Annotated in this window: 16 protein-coding genes; 5 read left to right on the top strand and 11 right to left on the bottom strand. The window is 65.8% G+C overall.

Annotated features, from left to right (window positions below):
• Positions 1-21 precede the first annotated feature (21 nt).
• Positions 22-834: an SDR family NAD(P)-dependent oxidoreductase gene (locus ACR9ZH_RS02070; RefSeq protein ID WP_481289103.1), complete on the top strand. Its 813-nt coding sequence runs from the start codon at positions 22-24 to the stop codon at positions 832-834.
• A 104-nt stretch (positions 835-938) separates the two neighbouring features.
• Positions 939-3,278, top strand: a complete 2,340-nt coding sequence (locus ACR9ZH_RS02065) for a S9 family peptidase (protein ID WP_481289102.1) — start codon at positions 939-941, stop codon at positions 3,276-3,278.
• Positions 3,279-3,641: 363 nt separating this feature from the next.
• Here ACR9ZH_RS02065 and ACR9ZH_RS02060 read toward each other — a convergent pair whose 3' ends face one another.
• A complete protein-coding gene (locus ACR9ZH_RS02060; protein WP_481289101.1) occupies positions 3,642-4,382 on the bottom strand; it encodes an SDR family NAD(P)-dependent oxidoreductase in 741 nt (246 codons plus the stop codon).
• Positions 4,383-4,567: 185 nt separating this feature from the next.
• Here ACR9ZH_RS02060 and ACR9ZH_RS02055 point away from each other — a divergent pair, with 185 nt between their 5' ends.
• Positions 4,568-5,143 carry a TetR/AcrR family transcriptional regulator gene (locus ACR9ZH_RS02055; RefSeq protein WP_481289100.1) on the top strand — a complete coding sequence of 192 codons (576 nt, stop codon included), beginning with the start codon at positions 4,568-4,570 and terminating at the stop codon, positions 5,141-5,143.
• Positions 5,144-5,295: 152 nt separating this feature from the next.
• Here ACR9ZH_RS02055 and msrB read toward each other — a convergent pair whose 3' ends face one another.
• From msrB to ACR9ZH_RS02030, 5 genes are all read right to left on the bottom strand, one after another.
• Complete coding sequence (gene msrB, locus ACR9ZH_RS02050; protein ID WP_481289099.1) at positions 5,296-5,883, bottom strand: peptide-methionine (R)-S-oxide reductase MsrB; 588 nt, start codon at positions 5,881-5,883, stop codon at positions 5,296-5,298.
• Between the two features lie 86 nt (positions 5,884-5,969).
• Positions 5,970-6,317: a glycine zipper 2TM domain-containing protein gene (locus ACR9ZH_RS02045; protein ID WP_481289098.1), complete on the bottom strand. Its 348-nt coding sequence runs from the start codon at positions 6,315-6,317 to the stop codon at positions 5,970-5,972.
• The gene (locus tag ACR9ZH_RS02040) at positions 6,314-7,231 is read right to left on the bottom strand and encodes a YihY/virulence factor BrkB family protein (protein ID WP_481289097.1); all 918 of its coding nucleotides are present in this window, start codon (positions 7,229-7,231) and stop codon (positions 6,314-6,316) included. Before ACR9ZH_RS02040 ends, ACR9ZH_RS02045 begins: the two co-directional genes overlap by 4 nt.
• Positions 7,232-7,275: 44 nt before the next feature.
• Positions 7,276-7,980, bottom strand: a complete 705-nt coding sequence (locus ACR9ZH_RS02035) for an HAD family hydrolase (protein ID WP_481289096.1) — start codon at positions 7,978-7,980, stop codon at positions 7,276-7,278.
• A 129-nt stretch (positions 7,981-8,109) separates the two neighbouring features.
• Complete coding sequence (locus ACR9ZH_RS02030) at positions 8,110-9,423, bottom strand: carbohydrate porin (RefSeq protein WP_481289095.1); 1,314 nt, start codon at positions 9,421-9,423, stop codon at positions 8,110-8,112.
• 382 nt (positions 9,424-9,805) lie between these two features.
• Here ACR9ZH_RS02030 and ACR9ZH_RS02025 point away from each other — a divergent pair, with 382 nt between their 5' ends.
• A complete protein-coding gene (locus tag ACR9ZH_RS02025; protein WP_481289094.1) occupies positions 9,806-10,198 on the top strand; it encodes a hypothetical protein in 393 nt (130 codons plus the stop codon).
• 9 nt (positions 10,199-10,207) lie between these two features.
• On the opposite strand, the gene ACR9ZH_RS02020 is transcribed toward ACR9ZH_RS02025, so the two are convergent.
• From ACR9ZH_RS02020 to ACR9ZH_RS02005, 4 genes are read right to left on the bottom strand one after another with little or no spacing between them, the layout of a single operon-like run.
• Positions 10,208-10,972, bottom strand: coding sequence for a carboxylesterase family protein (locus ACR9ZH_RS02020; protein ID WP_481289093.1), 765 nt, complete (start codon positions 10,970-10,972; stop codon positions 10,208-10,210).
• Positions 10,973-10,986: 14 nt separating this feature from the next.
• Complete coding sequence (gene cls, locus ACR9ZH_RS02015; protein WP_481289092.1) at positions 10,987-12,408, bottom strand: cardiolipin synthase; 1,422 nt, start codon at positions 12,406-12,408, stop codon at positions 10,987-10,989.
• A 22-nt stretch (positions 12,409-12,430) separates the two neighbouring features.
• On the bottom strand, positions 12,431-13,825 hold the full coding sequence (locus tag ACR9ZH_RS02010) for an FAD/NAD(P)-binding protein (RefSeq protein ID WP_481289091.1): 1,395 nt from the start codon (positions 13,823-13,825) through the stop codon (positions 12,431-12,433).
• Between the two features lie 46 nt (positions 13,826-13,871).
• The gene (locus ACR9ZH_RS02005; RefSeq protein WP_481289090.1) at positions 13,872-14,450 is read right to left on the bottom strand and encodes a cysteine dioxygenase; all 579 of its coding nucleotides are present in this window, start codon (positions 14,448-14,450) and stop codon (positions 13,872-13,874) included.
• Positions 14,451-14,615: 165 nt separating this feature from the next.
• Here ACR9ZH_RS02005 and ACR9ZH_RS02000 point away from each other — a divergent pair, with 165 nt between their 5' ends.
• Positions 14,616-14,900 carry a hypothetical protein gene (locus ACR9ZH_RS02000; protein ID WP_481289089.1) on the top strand — a complete coding sequence of 95 codons (285 nt, stop codon included), beginning with the start codon at positions 14,616-14,618 and terminating at the stop codon, positions 14,898-14,900.
• 87 nt (positions 14,901-14,987) lie between these two features.
• Here ACR9ZH_RS02000 and ACR9ZH_RS01995 read toward each other — a convergent pair whose 3' ends face one another.
• Entirely contained in the window at positions 14,988-15,647 is a 660-nt protein-coding gene (locus tag ACR9ZH_RS01995; RefSeq protein ID WP_481289088.1) for an energy transducer TonB, read from the bottom strand.
• Positions 15,648-15,774 lie beyond the last annotated feature (127 nt).

Genomic DNA, 15,774 nt, shown 5'->3' with positions numbered 1-15,774 from the left:
TTTCTGCTACGAGGTAAACCCATGGCATCCAATCGCCGCGCGCTGGTCACCGGCGCATCCGCCGGTATCGGTGAGGCCTTCGCTCGCGAACTCGCCCGGCGCGGTCACGACCTCGTCCTTACCGCGCGCCGGGTCGATCGCCTGGAGACGCTGGCCAGGGAACTGCGCGACCGCCACGCCATCGAAGCGGTGGTCGCGCCGCTGGACCTCGCAAGGACCGATGGGCCCGAAGCCCTCGTCGCGGCCCTGGAGGCGCAAGGGCTCTCGATCGACGTGCTGGTGAACAATGCCGGATACGGCGTGCCGGGTTACTTGGAAGAGCAGCCCTGGGCTACGCATGCGGCGTTCATCCAGGTGCTCATGACGGCGCCGACGGAACTGGCCTGGCGCCTGCTGCCGGGCATGAAGGCGCGCGGCTACGGACGGATCCTCAATATCGCGTCGCTTGCAGGCCATATCCCTGGTTCGGCGGGACATACCCTGTACGCGGCTTCGAAGGCCTATCTCATCAAGTTCTCGCAATCTCTTGCGCTCGAGTGCGCCGGCACGGGCGTGCACGCCACCGCCGTATGCCCCGGTTTCACCTGGTCCGAGTTCCACGATGTCACGGGCTCGCGCGAGCTGGTCTCGAAAATGCCTGGATTCATGTGGATGGACGCCGCCACGGTGGCCCGCCAGGGGCTGGACGCTGCGGACGCCGGCAAGGCCGTCTACGTGAACGGGCGGGTCAATCGCGCGATCAAGAGCCTGTTCAAGCTGATGCCCGACGCCCTGGCCCTGAAGATGGTCCAGCGGCAAGGCCGCCGCTTCCGCACCGGCCCCCAGCACGGCTGATCCGTTATCCGTGACCTTTGGCATACGCCGGGCAAGGCGCCGGGGGCTAGCCTCGTCCGGTTTGCGGTGCTTCCCGCGCCGCCCTGCCGTCACGGGGACCATCGATGTCGACCAAACGTAACGCGGCGCTTTCCGGCGCCGTTCTCCTCAGCCTGATCGGAGCCTCTGCCGCGAGCGCGGCAGTGACCACCGACGATTATCGCCGCGCGGACTCGTTCCTCGCCAACAACACCATGCCGCTGGTGGACCATTCCGTCCAGCGCGTCACCTGGATCGACGACGGCCATTTCTGGTACCGCGACCATGATAAGGACGGCGACCAGTTCATCAAGGTGGATGCCGCCACCGGCGAAGCCACGCGTGCGTTCGACCGCGACAAGATGGCCGCTGCGCTTTCCGCGGCCACCGGGAAGAAGGTGGACGCGAGCAAGCTGCCGGTCACCGGTTTCGTCGTCCGTCCGGACGATGGCCTGGACGTCACCTCGGGCGGCAAGAACTACGTTTGCGACAAGGCTGTCGGCAAGTGCGAACTCGCCGCGGTGAAGAAAGACGCGAAAGGCAAGGAGTACGGCAGCGAGCCCGGCCTGAAGTCTCCCGATGGCAAATCCGAGGCCTTCATCCGCGACTGGAACCTGTGGGTTCGCGACGTGGCCACGGGTGCCGAAACCCAGCTCACCACCGATGGCGTGAAGGACTACGGTTACGCCACCGACAACGCCGGCTGGAAGCACACCGACGAGGCCATCGTCGTCTGGTCGCCGGACTCGAAGAAGATCGCCACCTTCCAGCAGGACCAGCGCAAGACCGGCGAGATGACCCTGGTGAGCGTCAACGTGGGCCACCCGAAGGTCGATACCTGGAAGTACCCGTTGCCGGGCGACAAGGACGTGACGATGATAGAGCGCGTCGTGATCGACGTGCCGACGAAGAAGATGGTCCGCTTCAAGATGCCGGCCGACCAGCATCGCTCGACCATCTGCGACGACATCTCGTGCAGCCCGGGCGTGTGGGACGACGTGCGCTGGGCCGCCGACGGCAAGAGCATCGCCTTCGTTTCCACCGCGCGCGACCACACGCACGAGTGGTTCCGCATCGCCAATCCGGAAACCGGCGAGGTACGCACGGTCTTCGACGAAAAGGCGAAGACCTATTTCGAAGGCGGCAACGACAAGGCCAACTGGCAGTACGTGCCCGAGACCGACGAGGTCATCTGGTTCTCCGAGCGGAGCAACTGGGGCCACCTGTACATGTACAGCCTGAAGACCGGCAAGCTCGAGCACCCGATCACGTCGGGCGACTGGAACGTCACCCAGGTGCTCCACGTCGATCCGAAGACGAAGACGATCTGGTTCCGCGGCGTCGGTCGCGAGAAGGGCGTCGATCCGTACTACCAGCAGTTCTACAAGGTGGGCTTCGACGGCAAGGGCCTGACCCTGCTGACGCCGGAGAACGCCGACCATAGCGTGTCGATGTCGAAGGACGGCACGTACTTCTTCGATTCGTATTCGACGATCGACACGCCGCCCGTGGCCGTCGTGCGCCGTTCCGACACCGGCGCCACGGTGAAGGAAATTGCCCGCGCCGACATCTCGCGTCTGAAGGCCAAGGGCTGGGTGCCGCCGACCGCGTTCACGGTGAAGGCGCGCGACGGCAAGACCGACCTGTACGGCCAGATGTTCAAGCCCACGAACTTCGATCCGTCGAAGAAGTATCCGCTCGTGGTCTATATCTATCCGGGTCCGCAGACCGGTTCGGTGCGCACGCGCAGCTTCATTCCGTCGCACGGCGACAACCAGGCGCTGGCCGAACTCGGCTTCGTCGTGGTCGCAGTCGACGGCATGGGCACCCCGTGGCGTTCGAAGGCCTTCCATGACGCCTACTTCAAGAACATCGGCGACAACACGTTGCCCGACCAGGTCGCGGCGGTGAAGCAGCTGGTGCAGAAGTACTCCTGGCTGGACGGCGACCGCGTCGGCATCTGGGGCCATTCGGGTGGCGGCAATGCCACGGCCACCGCGATGTTCCGCTACGGCGACGTGTTCAAGGTCGGCATCTCGGAGTCGGGCAACCACGACAACCGCAATTACGAGGACGACTGGGCGGAGAAGTGGCAAGGCCTCCTGGTGAAGGACAAGGACGGCAATTCCAACTATGACGACCAGGCGAACCAGAAGTGGGCGTCGGGCCTGAAGGGCCACCTGATGCTCGCGCACGGCACCTCGGACGATAACGTGCCGCCCTACGAGACGCTGCTCGTGGTCGACGCGCTGATCAAGGCGAACAAGGACTTCGACCTGGTGATGATCCCGAACGCCCACCACGGCTACGGCGCCGCCACGCAGTACATGACGCGCCGCCGCTGGGATTACTTCGTGCGCTACCTGAAGGGCGAAACGCCGCCGAAGGAATTCGAACTGACGCCAATGACCCCGCCGGGTCATTGATCCAAAGAAACCCCGCTCTCGCAGCGGGGTTTTTTTTCACCTGTAGGAGCGCGCCTTGCGCGTTTATGCCCGCGTCGGGTACGACCGCCTTTCGCGTCGGTTGCCCCGCTTGCGCGGGCCCATGTTCTAAGCGGCTTCGCCGCATGGAGCGTCGCGGGCCCGACGCCTCTCCGCTCACGGAGGGGGTTTGTGCGAGTTCAGAACAGTCAGAACCGCGACACCGATGCTCTCCAAATCAAGCTCGACGAAATTCGCGAACTTACTTGGCTAAGGCGGCCAGCACCCGTCGGGAAGGACGAGACCAGCGACCGGGCAAATGGGGGTAATAAGCCGTCATCGCAGGCGGCCCAAGTGGCGGCCGGCTCAGGCCAGAAGCCCACCGTCCACGTTGACGATAGTACCGGTGAGTTGCCTGGCCGCCGGGCTGGCGAGGAATACGACGGCGGCGGCGACATCAGCCGGGGTGGCGTAGCGACCCAGGGGCGCGAGGCTTCGCTGGAAGTCCGAACTGTCGCCGTCGGCGGGATTCATGTCAGTGTCAGTGGACCCCGGTTGGACCAGGTTGGCGGTGATGTCCCGCGGGCCCAATTCGTGCGCGAGGCCACGCGTAAAGGATTGCAGCGCCGATTTCGTCATGTAGTAAACCGTCCCCGGTGCTCCGACGATGCGGTCCGCACCGGCGGAGCCGATGGTGATCACACGGCCGCCAGTGCCCAGATGCGGAATGGCCGCCTGGGTAGTCAGCACCGGCCCGCGGACGTTGACCGCGAGAAGCGCATCGATGTCTTCCAGCTTGAAATCCGCAATGGTGTTGTAGAGCGCGATTCCGGCGTTGTTGACGAGAATGTCCAGGCCACCAAGTGCGGCGACGGCTTCATCGACCGACCGTTTGTTGGCGGCCGGGTCGGCGCTGTCGGCTTTGATCGCTACGCCACGTCGGCGGAGCCGTTCGATAGACGCCACGACAGCCTGCGCCCGGTCCGCGGAATGCTGATAGGTCAGTGCGACGTCGGCACCGTTTTCCGCCAACATCAAGGCGATGGCGGCGCCGATACCCCGGGAGCCTCCGGTCACGAGCGCACGTTTTCCTTCGAGAATAAGCATGGTCAGTCTTTTTTGAAGTGATCGTTGCAATAATGTAGAATCCTCTTCGGCCCGTCGTCAAGATAATTTTGTAGCGATCCATGCAAAAAAAATCTCCGTCAGATACCGCGGCGCACGCGGCTCGTCTAAAGCGTGGCCGCGGCCGTCCACGCGAATTCGACCGCGCGACCGCGTTGGTGCAGGCCATGAGGCTCTTCTGGGTCAAGGGTTACGAGGCAACGTCTGTCGCCGACCTGACCCAAGCGTTGGGCGTCGGACCCACCAGCCTATATGGTGCTTTCGGCTCCAAGGATGCGCTATACGCTGAGGCGCTGCGGTATTACTCCGTGACCTACGAAGACCTCGTCTTGGGACGGTTTCGCAAGGCGACAACCGCGCGAGAAGCGCTGTTCGCCTATTTGTCGGACTCGGCGGCCGCGATGACCGGTTCCGATTGCGATCTTCCGCGCGGTTGCATGGTCACCTTGGGCACCGTCGGTAGCGATGGCCATGATGATGTCAATAATCTTGTGAGGCAAGCTCGGGCAACCGCCTTTGATGTGCTCGTTTCGCGTCTGCAGCGGGCCGTCGCCGAGGGCGAACTACCCAACTCCCTGGACGTCACCAAGCTCGCCAGGTATGTGCAGACAGTGCAGAGCGGGATGGCTATCCGAGCACGAGACGGTGCGGACCGAGAAGAACTGCAAGCTGTCGCCGAGATCGCCATGGCGGGATGGGACAACTTGGTGCAGCGAGAACGAGCGGAACGATCTCACGTCTAAGTCACGATGCGTTGCGGGTAGCTTTCGTCTCGAGGCGAACGGCGGCCGCTTCTGCTCCACCACAGCGACGAGCTCGTCCATGACGCTCCGGCGAGGAAGTCGCTGGGCCCCTGCTTCGCAGGGGCGACGATGCATACGCAGTGCGATGATGCTTAGGCCGTTGCAGGTACGAAGTGCATCGCTGCGGCGTTCATGCAATAGCGGAGGCCTGTCGGGTCCGGGCCGTCGTCGAAGACGTGGCCGAGGTGCGCGTCGCAGCGTGCGCAGTTCACCGCCGTGCGTTCCTCGATGAGGCTGCGGTCGGTCTTCTCCGTGATGTTGCGCTTCGAGATCGGCTGCCAGAAGCTCGGCCAGCCCGTACCGGAATCGAACTTCGTCGCCGAGTCGTAGAGCGCGGTGTCGCAGCCGATGCAGCGATAGATGCCGTTGTCGTGGCGATCCCAGCCGTCTCCGGTATACGCAGGCTCGGTGCCGTCATGGCGCGTCACGTAATACGACTTGGTGCTCAGCTTCGCCTTCCACTCGTCGTCGGTCAGGACAACGCGCGGCTCGATACAGGTGCCCAGCGGCTTCTTGTCATTGGCGAAGCAGTCGAGCGTGACATTGCCACGCTTCGGCACGGGCGCATCGGCGGCCATCGAGGGCCGCGTGTAACGCAGGATAAAGGGCAGGCTGGCCGCCCCGCCCACGGTGGCGGCCAGGACACCCAGGAAACGCCGGCGGTCGGGATCGTTGCGCATGTTGCCTCCGGAAGCGGGAAAGGCGCCAGGAGGCGCCCTTCCTTTAAGACCGGGGCCGGGCTTCCCGGCTTACACCGGGAACGGGCTCAGTCGTCCACCCAGTGGCAGCGGCGTTCGGTGTGGTAGGTCGCGTTCTTGTCCTGGTGGCTCTTCTGGATCCGGTTACCGGCATAGCCGCCACCGACCGCGCCCGCCACCGTGGCGAGGGTCTTGCCCTTGCCGCCGCCGACCTGGTTGCCGAGCAGGCCACCCGCGACGGCGCCCACGCCCGTACCGATCAGGCGATTGTCGTCCTTCGAATTGATCTGCTTGACCTGCACGTTCTCGCAGACCTGGTGCTGGCTGCGCCGGGACTGCGCTTCGGCCGGCGGCGTGGAAATGGCGGCCGCACTCGCGAGGGCAATTGCGGCAACGGCGAGCAGTTGGCTCTTCATGTCGTGTCCTCCTTCTTTGTGGCCTCCAGGGATACCTCCGGCCTCGTGACGGAGGGGTCAATCCAGGGCGCCGCGGCGGGCCTCGTCGACATCGCGTATGGCCGCGGTTTAATCGGCGTGCCTCGCGCTTCCGCGACGGCCTCGGTCAGTTCGGCACCGAGGAGCAGGATCAGCGCGGAGTAGTAGACCCAGACCAGCAACACCACCACGCCGCCCGCCGGCCCATAGGGTCCGCCGACATTGCTCCGGTCGAGGTAGATGGCGATGCCGAACTTGCCGACGGCGAAAAGCAGGGCGGTGAGCGTCGCCCCGACCATCGCGTCGCGCCATTCGATGATGGCGTCCGGCAGCACCTTGTAGATGGCGCCGAAAATGAGGACGAACACCAACAGCGAGATCGCGATCTCGAGGATCTGCCAGCCCGTGGTGCCGCCGCGCACGAAGACGGCGATGAACGCGCTGGCGGAGAACGAAATGACCAGGAGGAAGGCAAGCGAGAGCAGCAGGCCGAGCGCGTGCATGCGCGCCCGCAGCCAGCCCAGGATCGCGCCCCTGGTGGAGCCGGGGCGCGGCTGGAGACTCCACACCCGGTTCAAGGCGCCCTGGAGCTGGGCGAACACGGCGGAAGCGCCGATCAGGGTGACGCAAAGCCCCACCACGCCCGCCATGCTGCCGACGCTGGGGCGCTGCTTCGCGTTCTCGATCACCAGCTTCACGGCCTCGGAAGCCCGCGGACCGACCAGGCCGTTGAGGCTATCCACCAGCTGCGCCTGCCACTCCGGGCGCAGCGAGGCGACGATCCAGAGCAGGAGGACGAGCAGGGGCGCGAAGGAGAGCGCCGAATAGAACGCCAGCGCCGCGGCCCGGGTCATCAGTTCGTCGTCGCTGAAGCCCTTCGCGGTGGTCTTGACCACGCGCCACGCCATTCCCAACCTCGAGTCCACGGGCCCTCCTTCGATCAGATGGCGTGCATCCGCGCGATCGCCGCGGGGATGCCCTCGGCAGAGGCTACCTCGACCACTCGCTCGCCCATCGTGAAGTCGCCGACCAGTTCGTGCGCCCAGGTGCTGTGGTACGGCATATACACTCCCCAGCCGCCCAGTTCCACCACCGGGACGATGTCCGACTTCAAGGAGTTGCCGACCATGGCGAAGCGCTCCGGCGCCACGCCGAATTCGGCGAAGAGCCTGGCGTAGGCGGCGGGATCCTTCTCCGAAACGATCTCGATGCGATGGAAGATGTCGGCCAGCCCGCTGCGCGCCACCTTGTATTCCTGGTGGAACAGGTCGCCCTTGGTGATCAGTACCACGCGGTGCGAGGCGGCGACGGCGGCCACCGCCTCGCGGATGCCGGGAAGCAGTTCGACGGGGTGGGCGAGCACCTCCTTGCAGAGAAGGACGATGCGGTGGATGTCGCGGGCCTCGATGCGGCCTTCGGTCAAGCCGATGGCCGATTCGATCATCGACAATGCCATGCCTTTCGCGCCGTAACCGAACAGGGCGATGTTGCCGCGTTCAGTCGCGAGGAGGGCTTCGCGGAGGCCCTGGCTACCGAGATCCACGTACCGGCCCAGGATGGCTTCGAATGCTTCCTGGGCCTGGTCGTAGAACTCCTGGCTGCGCCAGAGGGTGTCGTCGCCGTCGAAGCCGACCAGGTCGATCATGATGCGTGGATCCTGTAGGAGCGCGCCGGGGCGCGGCGCCGCTCGGGCAGTGAATGCCCAAGACTGGCGCGAAAAGCTGTCGCGCGCAAGGCGCGCTCCTACAGCGCGTCCGGGATCTACGGACCTGCCTCAGAACGCGATGCTTGTCTTCAGGCCCAGCACGAAGGCGTCGTCGTTCTGCTTGCTGCCGCCCGGATCCTTGATGTACTGGAGGTTCGGGCGGATCGCGATCGAGGGTATCGGCGACCAGCTGTAGAAGACTTCGGCCACTTTCTCGTACCCGTCGTTGACGATGCCTTCCTGCCCCGGATGCGTTGCGTTGAACAGGCGCTGGTTCCTGGCGGCGTAACCGTTCGCGTGGGTGCCGGCGATGGCCGCACCGACGAAATCGTTCGGACGGCCGAAGATTCCCTTGTATTCCATGCCCAGCGCGATCTGGTTGTTGGTGGGCGACGTTGCGTGGTCGGCGGAGGTGACGTTCAGGAACACCGTGGCGCCCCTGCCGCCGGCTTCGCCCGTCACCTGCTGCTGGAACGTGATCCATGCGCCCTTGCGCGAGCTGCGCTGCAACGGTTCCCCGCCGGCTGTCGCAAGCGGCTGGCGGTCTTCGTTGAGGTAGAGGTCGTCACCCTTCGAGGTGTTGTACCAGACGCCTGCGCGATAGGAGCCGGGCAGGCCGTTGATCGTCGGCTTCCAGCCGAACTCCAGCGGAATGAGCGCACCGGTGGTGCCGCTCGGGAAGTCCGGCTCGAGGCCATGGTGCCGCGCGTACGAATCGTCGACGTACTTCGGGTTCACCTGGTAGGCGGCGATCTGCACGAAGGTGTCGCTCGTCGTGTTCAGCTTGAGCACCGTGGCCCAGAGGCTGGTGGGCCAGTTGACCCAGTAGTCGCCGACGACGTTGCCCGGCTGCGCGCCGCAGAAACTCAGGTTCATGAAGTCGCACGAGAAGTTGTTGATGTCCTCGCCGACCGGCATGCGGCCGATCTTCCAGGTAAGCCTGTCGTCGAAGAACTTCTGTTCCAGCTGCAGCATCGTCAGGTGCCAGGTCTGACCGCGGCCGTACACTTCCTGGATCAGCTGGTTGTTGCCGATGTTCGCGTCGGCGCCGATGTCGCGGCCGTTGCGGTCGGTGATGATCAGCTTGAACGTCGCGCCATGCCATCCCCACAGCTTCTCGAGATCGAGAGCGGTGCCGAACTTCCACTGGTCGGTATAGCGCGTGATCTGCCGGTCGCCGCCGGAGTAGTTGTGCGCGGCTTCGAAGCCGTAGCCGAAGTCGAAGGTGATGCCCTTGTCGGCGAGCCGGGTACGTTCGCCGTTCCAGTCGCCGAAGAGGTATTTGCTGCCTGCCGCGTCGTCAGCATGGACGATGCTTGCGCCGGATGCGAGGAAGGCGAGCGCAGCTGCAGCGAGGGGGCGCTTGATGGATGGAATGCGCATGATCTTCTCCCTGAAGACGGTGATTATGTTTTTTGCTATTTCGTTTTTGATTAAACAGGTTGCGATGCAGCACGTCATACCATGCGTGCAACCGGAGCATCATAGTGACTTTGTTTCGCTAAAACGGCCGCATCGCGAATGCGCGAATGGCGCTTTCGCCAATGTTCAGCAGCCGCGGTGTAATGGGCCGGCGTTGTATGAGAAAGCTCGTAGGTCGACACGCGCACACTTCCATCGTGCGTGAAGGGCCCAACGACTTTGCCGAACTTGCACCGCCGTTGATTGAAAGGGCTTGTCGTGGCCGCGGAGGCTCGCCTGTCCCGGCTCCCGGAGTGGCCGCGGCACGGGCATAATGCGCATCCGGTCCTTTAAGAGTTTTCGCATGCCATACGATCGCAGCTGGATGGGCTACGGCATCGTTGGCGCCCTTGAAACAGGCGCCATCGCCCTGCTCGTGGGCATCGTCGTGTATGGACTGCTGCGTGCCTTCGGCAAGGGCAGCGGCTGGAGCCACGGCAAGGAACTGGCGATCGCCTATGTACTCGCCGTGGCGCTGTCGGCGGGCCAGGACCTGTGGGACCTGTTCTACTTCAACATGGCACCGTTGCAGTCGCTGACCCTGCTCAGGGTGAAGCTCGCCGCCGTGCACGACCCGGACGCCATCGGCCTCCGGGTCTTCTTCGAGTTCGTGGGAGCGCTGGCCGGCGTGTGCATCGGCTGGGCGATGTTTTCCGGCGGGTTGAAGAAACTCTTCGCCGGCCTGCGCAATCCTTGAAGGATTCGCTTACCGCTTGTGGCTGAACATCCAGTCCCATAGGCCGGGCGTGGCATAGGCCTTTTCCCAGGAGCCGTGCCCCACGCCGGGAAACTCGGTGTATTTCACTTCCTTCCCGCGTTTGACGAGTTCGGCGTTCATCTTGCGCGACTGCTCGGTGGGTACGACATTGTCGTCGCCGCCGTGGAATATCCAGACCGGCAGGTTGCCGATCTTTTCCGCCACCCGCGCGAACGGGTCGTCGCCCTTCGGGACGCCATGGACGTACAACCGGGCGCGGTCGTCGTCGTCCGAGGTGACCCCGCCGCAGATGATCGCGGCGGCCGCGAAAGTATTCGTATGATCCACGGCGAGCTGCCATGAGCCATAGCCGCCCATGGACAGCCCGGTGAGATAGAGACGCCGGCGGTCGCCGTCGAATTCCTTGACGCTCTTTTCCAGTGCCGCCATGGCCAGGTCGGCATCCGCCGGATCGGTCCACTCGGTGTCGTCGGGCGCCTGCGGGATCACGACCACGGCGGGAAAATCCATGTGCTGCTTCAGCCAGGGCGGAAGGCCCTGGGTCATCTGCTTCTGGTTGTCGCTGCCGCGTTCACCGCTTCCGTGCAGGAACAGCACCACGGCCGGGTGCTTCGTCGCCGCGTCCGCCGGAACGAAGACCTGGTAGCGGTAGGTCTTTCCGTGGACGTCGACACTGCGCTCGACGAAGCGCGCGGGATCGGCAGAGGCGGCACCGGTAAGGACGATGGCGAGGGCGGCAAGGGCACGGAGCATCGTGGGAAATCCTTCTACAGGATGGGGTCGAAAAGACGGGCGACGTGCAGGGCCACCCGGCGGAAATAGGAGAGCCGGCGGTAATCGTTCGGATTCACTTCGTCGCTGTTGGCGAAGTCGTCCAGCAGCATGGCTTCCACGGCGGAGGCAAAGGCCTCGTCCACGTTCAGCGCGGCGATCTCGAAGTTGAGGCGGAAGCTGCGGTTGTCGAGGTTCATGCTGCCCACCACCGCGGTGTCGTCGTCGATCAGCATCACCTTCTGGTGCAGGAATCCCTGCTGATAACGGAACATGCGGATGCCGGCGGAGGCGGCTTCGTGTGCATACAGCGTGGAAGCCATGAATACGGTACGGTGGTCCGGACGGCAGGGGATGAGGATGCGCACGTCCACGCCGCGGAACACGGCCAGCCGCAAGGCGCCGAAAACGGCCTGGTCGGGAACGAAGTAAGGCGTGGTAATCCATACGCGCTTCGTCGCCGCCTGGATGGCCTGGGTGAAGAAGAGGGAGCAGCTTTCCTGGCGGTCGGCGGGGCCGGTGGCGACGATCATCGTCGCGGCACGCCCGCATCGCTCGGGTGGAGGCAACGAAGGCGGCCGCTCGCCGGTGACCCAGTACCAGTCTTCCGCGAAAACGCGTTGCAGGTCGGCCACCGCGGGGCCTTCGATCTCCATGTGCGTATCCCGCCACGGCGCCAGCGGTGGCTTCTTCCCGAGGTATTCGTCGCCGGCGTTAAGCCCGCCGACGAAGCCGCGCACGCCGTCCACTACCAGCACCTTGCGGTGATTGCGGAAATTGAGCTGGAAGCGGTTCTGCCAGCGCCGCGTGGCGAAACGGCGGACGAGCACGCCGCCGGCCCGCAGCAGGTCCACGTAGGCATCGTCGAGCGAATGGCTGCCGATGCTGTCGTAGAGCAGGCAGACCTCCGCGCCGGCTGCGGCGCGTTCGAGCAAGGCATCGCGCAGGCGCCGGCCGAGCACGTCGTCGTGGATGATGAAGAACTGCACGAGCACGTAGCGCTCTGCCCGGGCGATGGCGGCGAACATGGCGTTGAAGGCGGCTTCGCCGTCGACGTGGAGGAGCAGCGCGTTTCCGCCGTGCATGGCCGTCTGCAGCATCCTCCCGATCGCGTCGTAGCGCGGATCCTGCACCGGACGGGAATGCGCCAGCAGGCCGAGCCTCCCGCGGTGCAGCGCTTCCTCGTGGAGCATGAAGAAGCGCGCCTGGCGCTGGCGATGCAGGTCCACGTAGCCGCCGAAGTGGCTGGCGCCAAGGAAAAGGTAGGGCACGAGCGTGAAGTACGGGAGCAGGACGAGTCCGAGCACCCAGGCAAAGGCCCCCTGCGCCGTGCGGGTGTGCATCACCGCGTGCATGGCCGCGAAGACGCCCGCGACATGCAGGCAGAGCGCCCCGGCGGCGACCAGGCTGGCGATCATGCGAGCCCGGTCTCCATGGAACTTACCTCGCCACCGCCCGCCGGCTTTCTTCCGCCAGCAGCATATCCGCCACGCCCTGGGCCTGCTTCCGGATCTCGGGTATCGCGGTGGATTCCCATAGCGCCCCACGCAGCAGGCTGCCGATGGCGAACATGTTCGATCGCGGCCGGCCGTGTCCGTCGAGCAGGTGACCGTCCGGCAACGCGGCGAAGCCGAGGCCGAGCGGGTCGGGCGTCACCAGGCCGTCGATTACCAGCTGGCGAACCAGGCGGTGCTCGGTGCGCTGGGTATCGGTGTTGAGGCCCACCGTCTGGATCACGACGTCGTAGGCGTCGGTCGAGTCGGGTGCCGCGGGCAAGGCATGCACGACGTCGAGCGAGCCTTCGAGCGAGAGGTGCACCGACCTCATCCGTCCGCGCGCCCGGGTAAAGCGGCCCTGCGCTTCGAGCTGTGCCACCTGGGCGGCTACCTGGGGAGGCATGCGGTGGCGTGCCCGTTCCCATGCCCAGCGGGCATGACGGAGGAAGCGCGCGCGCTCGCGCGCCGGCAGGTCGCGCCACAACGATTGCGTATGCGGCCGCATGCCGTCGACGATCGTGCGCCAGTCCTCGGCCAGCCCGGTGGCATCGCGCAGCCGCCGCATCCAGACCCGCAGGTTGGGGTCGTCGCGCATCGACTCGATCAGGTCGCCACCGTCGTCGCGCGGGGCGGAAGCGTTGGCCAGGTGCGGTTCCGGCAGCTTGCCGTGGCGCGACAGCGCATCGAAATGCGCGTTGGGCCAGCGCGCCGACAGTTCCAGCAGGACGTCGACGGCGGTGAGGCCGAGTCCGATGATCAGCACGCGCAGCGGACGATCGTCGGACTCCGCGGAGGCGAGGAAGGGCCATGGATCGGTGACGTACCGGCCGCTGGCGATCGCCGCGTCCTCCACGCCGGCCAGGGGGCGCGGCGGCAACGAGCCGATCGCGAGCACCGCCGCATCCGCGCGCGACGATTCGTCGCCATAGCCGATGACGATGCCGTCGTCGGACGGCATGACGGACTCCGCCGCGAACGGGACGACGTTGACGTCGTGGCCGAACGATCCGGCGTTCTTCACCGCCTGTTCCACGCGCGACTGCAGGAAATCGCCGTACATGCGCCGAGGCAGGAAATCGGAGCCCTTCACGGAAGGATCCAGCGACTGCGCGTACTCGAGGAAGCCGCCGGGCTTGCTGACGAACATGCCCATCGACGCGGCGCGCACGTTGAGCAGGTGCCGGTGGGAAGGCGTGCCGTAGGCCACGCCGCGGCCGGCTCCCGGACCGCCCGTGTACCAGTCGAGGTGGAGCGGGTGCTGCGTGCGCCGCTCCAGCAACTCGCTTGCCAGCGTCGCCGCTGCCGCGCCACCGCCGATGATGGCGACTTTATGAAACATGCGTTGGTCCTTCGCCCGTTGGGTGGGGTGGAGGGCCGTGAGACCGTCAGGCCGTCAGGCGTCCCGCGATGATCGATTGCCTCGGTCGTGCGATCCAGTGTCCGGAGGGACCGGGCTGCTCATACGCGAGGTACTGTGCCAGATCGCCACCGTACACGTGAAGTGTGAGCGCCGTGTCATGCCGCGACAAATTGCGGCAGCGGTGGGCATGGGTGTCGGTGGCTTCGAACCAGGTGGCATCGCCCGGGCCGAGCCAAGTGCGGCCTGTGCTGCGCAGCGACTGGCCGCCCTCGTCCTTGTCGAACGATTCGACTTCGAGCGCACCGGACAGGGTGGCCTCGAGGCCCCAGAGGCCGCCATGGTCGTGCACGGGAGTGGCATAGCCGGGCGGCCAGGCGAGGATCAATACGCTCACCGGCGGCCGCGCGCGCTCGGCCAGGATCCAGCGCTCGAAGCCGCGCCGCCGCTCGCGCAGCGGCCCGAGCGTGGAGGCAAGCTCTGCGCTGCGGCCGTGCAGGACGCTGCCGATCTCCCGCCCCATGGAGGCGAGGTCCGGATGCGCCACGTCCGACAGGTCGAACGCGATGTCCCGCAAGGTCCTGATGATGGAAAAACGCTTACCCATGGAGGGCGGGCCCTGGAATCAACTGGCGGGGAGTGGACCACGCGGGTCGTTAAAGGGTCGTAACCCCGGCCTTTCCAAAAGTGCTTAAACCCTTTCACGGACCGGGGCATCGAAGCTGCGACCGCCACCCCCGGGGCGGTCGTCCCGACCACGGAGAGTCCCGTCATGATCTTCCTCACCTCGCTCGTCGTCCTCGCCGTCGGCTTCTGGCTCGTCTTCGCCGTCGTCGGCACGCTGCTGAAGCTGGTCTTCGGCATCATCGGCGGGATGTTCAGCCTCGTCGCCACCATCCTCGGCGCCGTGATCGGCGGCGTGGTGATGCTGGCGGCGGCTCCCGTGATCGCGCTGGCCTTGCTGCCCGTCCTGCTGCCAGTGGGCCTGTTGGCCCTGATCGTCTGGGCCATCGCCCGGGCGACGCGCAAGCCGGACGTCGTGGTGATGCCACGCTGAGGCGGCAGGAAGCGCGCTGGCGCGGGAGCGGGGTGCCTCAGGCTCCGGTTCGCGCCAGCGCGCTTTCCACAAGGACGGGGTGTCGCGCTAGATTTTCCTCAGATCGAAGGTGAGCGGGATGCGTGCCCACGCGCGTACCGGCTGTCCACCGGCCGTCGCCGGCTGGAATCGCCACTTCGACAGCACCTGTTCGCGCGCGGCCTTGTCGAGAACGGCATGGCCGCTGCTGCTTTCGACGATCACGTCGAGCGGCTTCCCTGTTTCGTCCACCAGCACGCGGAGCGTCACCGTTCCTTCCATGTGGGCGGCGATCGCCGTGCGCGGATACGCGGGCGCCGGTGCCGAGACGTAGGCCAGGTGCGCCTCTACCGGCGTGGCGGCAGCGACGGGCGGTGCGACATCGACAGGCAGTGACGGGGTGATCGGTGCCGAACCTTCGTCCGTCGGCGCCGCCTGCACGGCGGGCGGCGGAACCTCGACGGGTTTTACGCTCCGGGCCGGTTGCGGCCTCCGGACAGGTAACGGTTTGAGGTCGATGGGCGGCGGCGGGATCGCCTTCGGCTCCGCCGGATGATCGATCAGGCGGATGGCCGGGGCCGCGGGCGAGGACAGCGATAACGTGGCGACCATCGGTCGCATGACGGCGATGAGCGCGGCGGCATTGAGGGCGATCGCCGCGCTCATGGCGACGATACGGACGGTATCCGGATGGACTCCGGCGGCGGACTGCGGACGAACGAACGACATGAGCCACCTCCTGCAACGTGGGGGAAGGTGATGCGCGGTCGGGAACACGGCCGGTGGGGACCGGCGGGGATCGTGTTCGCGTCCGGGACCAGATTAGGCCGGGTCAACCGGACGTTGCAATGGAGCG

It is taken from the genome of Luteibacter sp. SVR4-7G (assembly GCF_056755555.1).
Note: the sequence above shows the minus strand (reverse complement) of the source record. Positions and strands in the feature narration are given on the sequence as shown.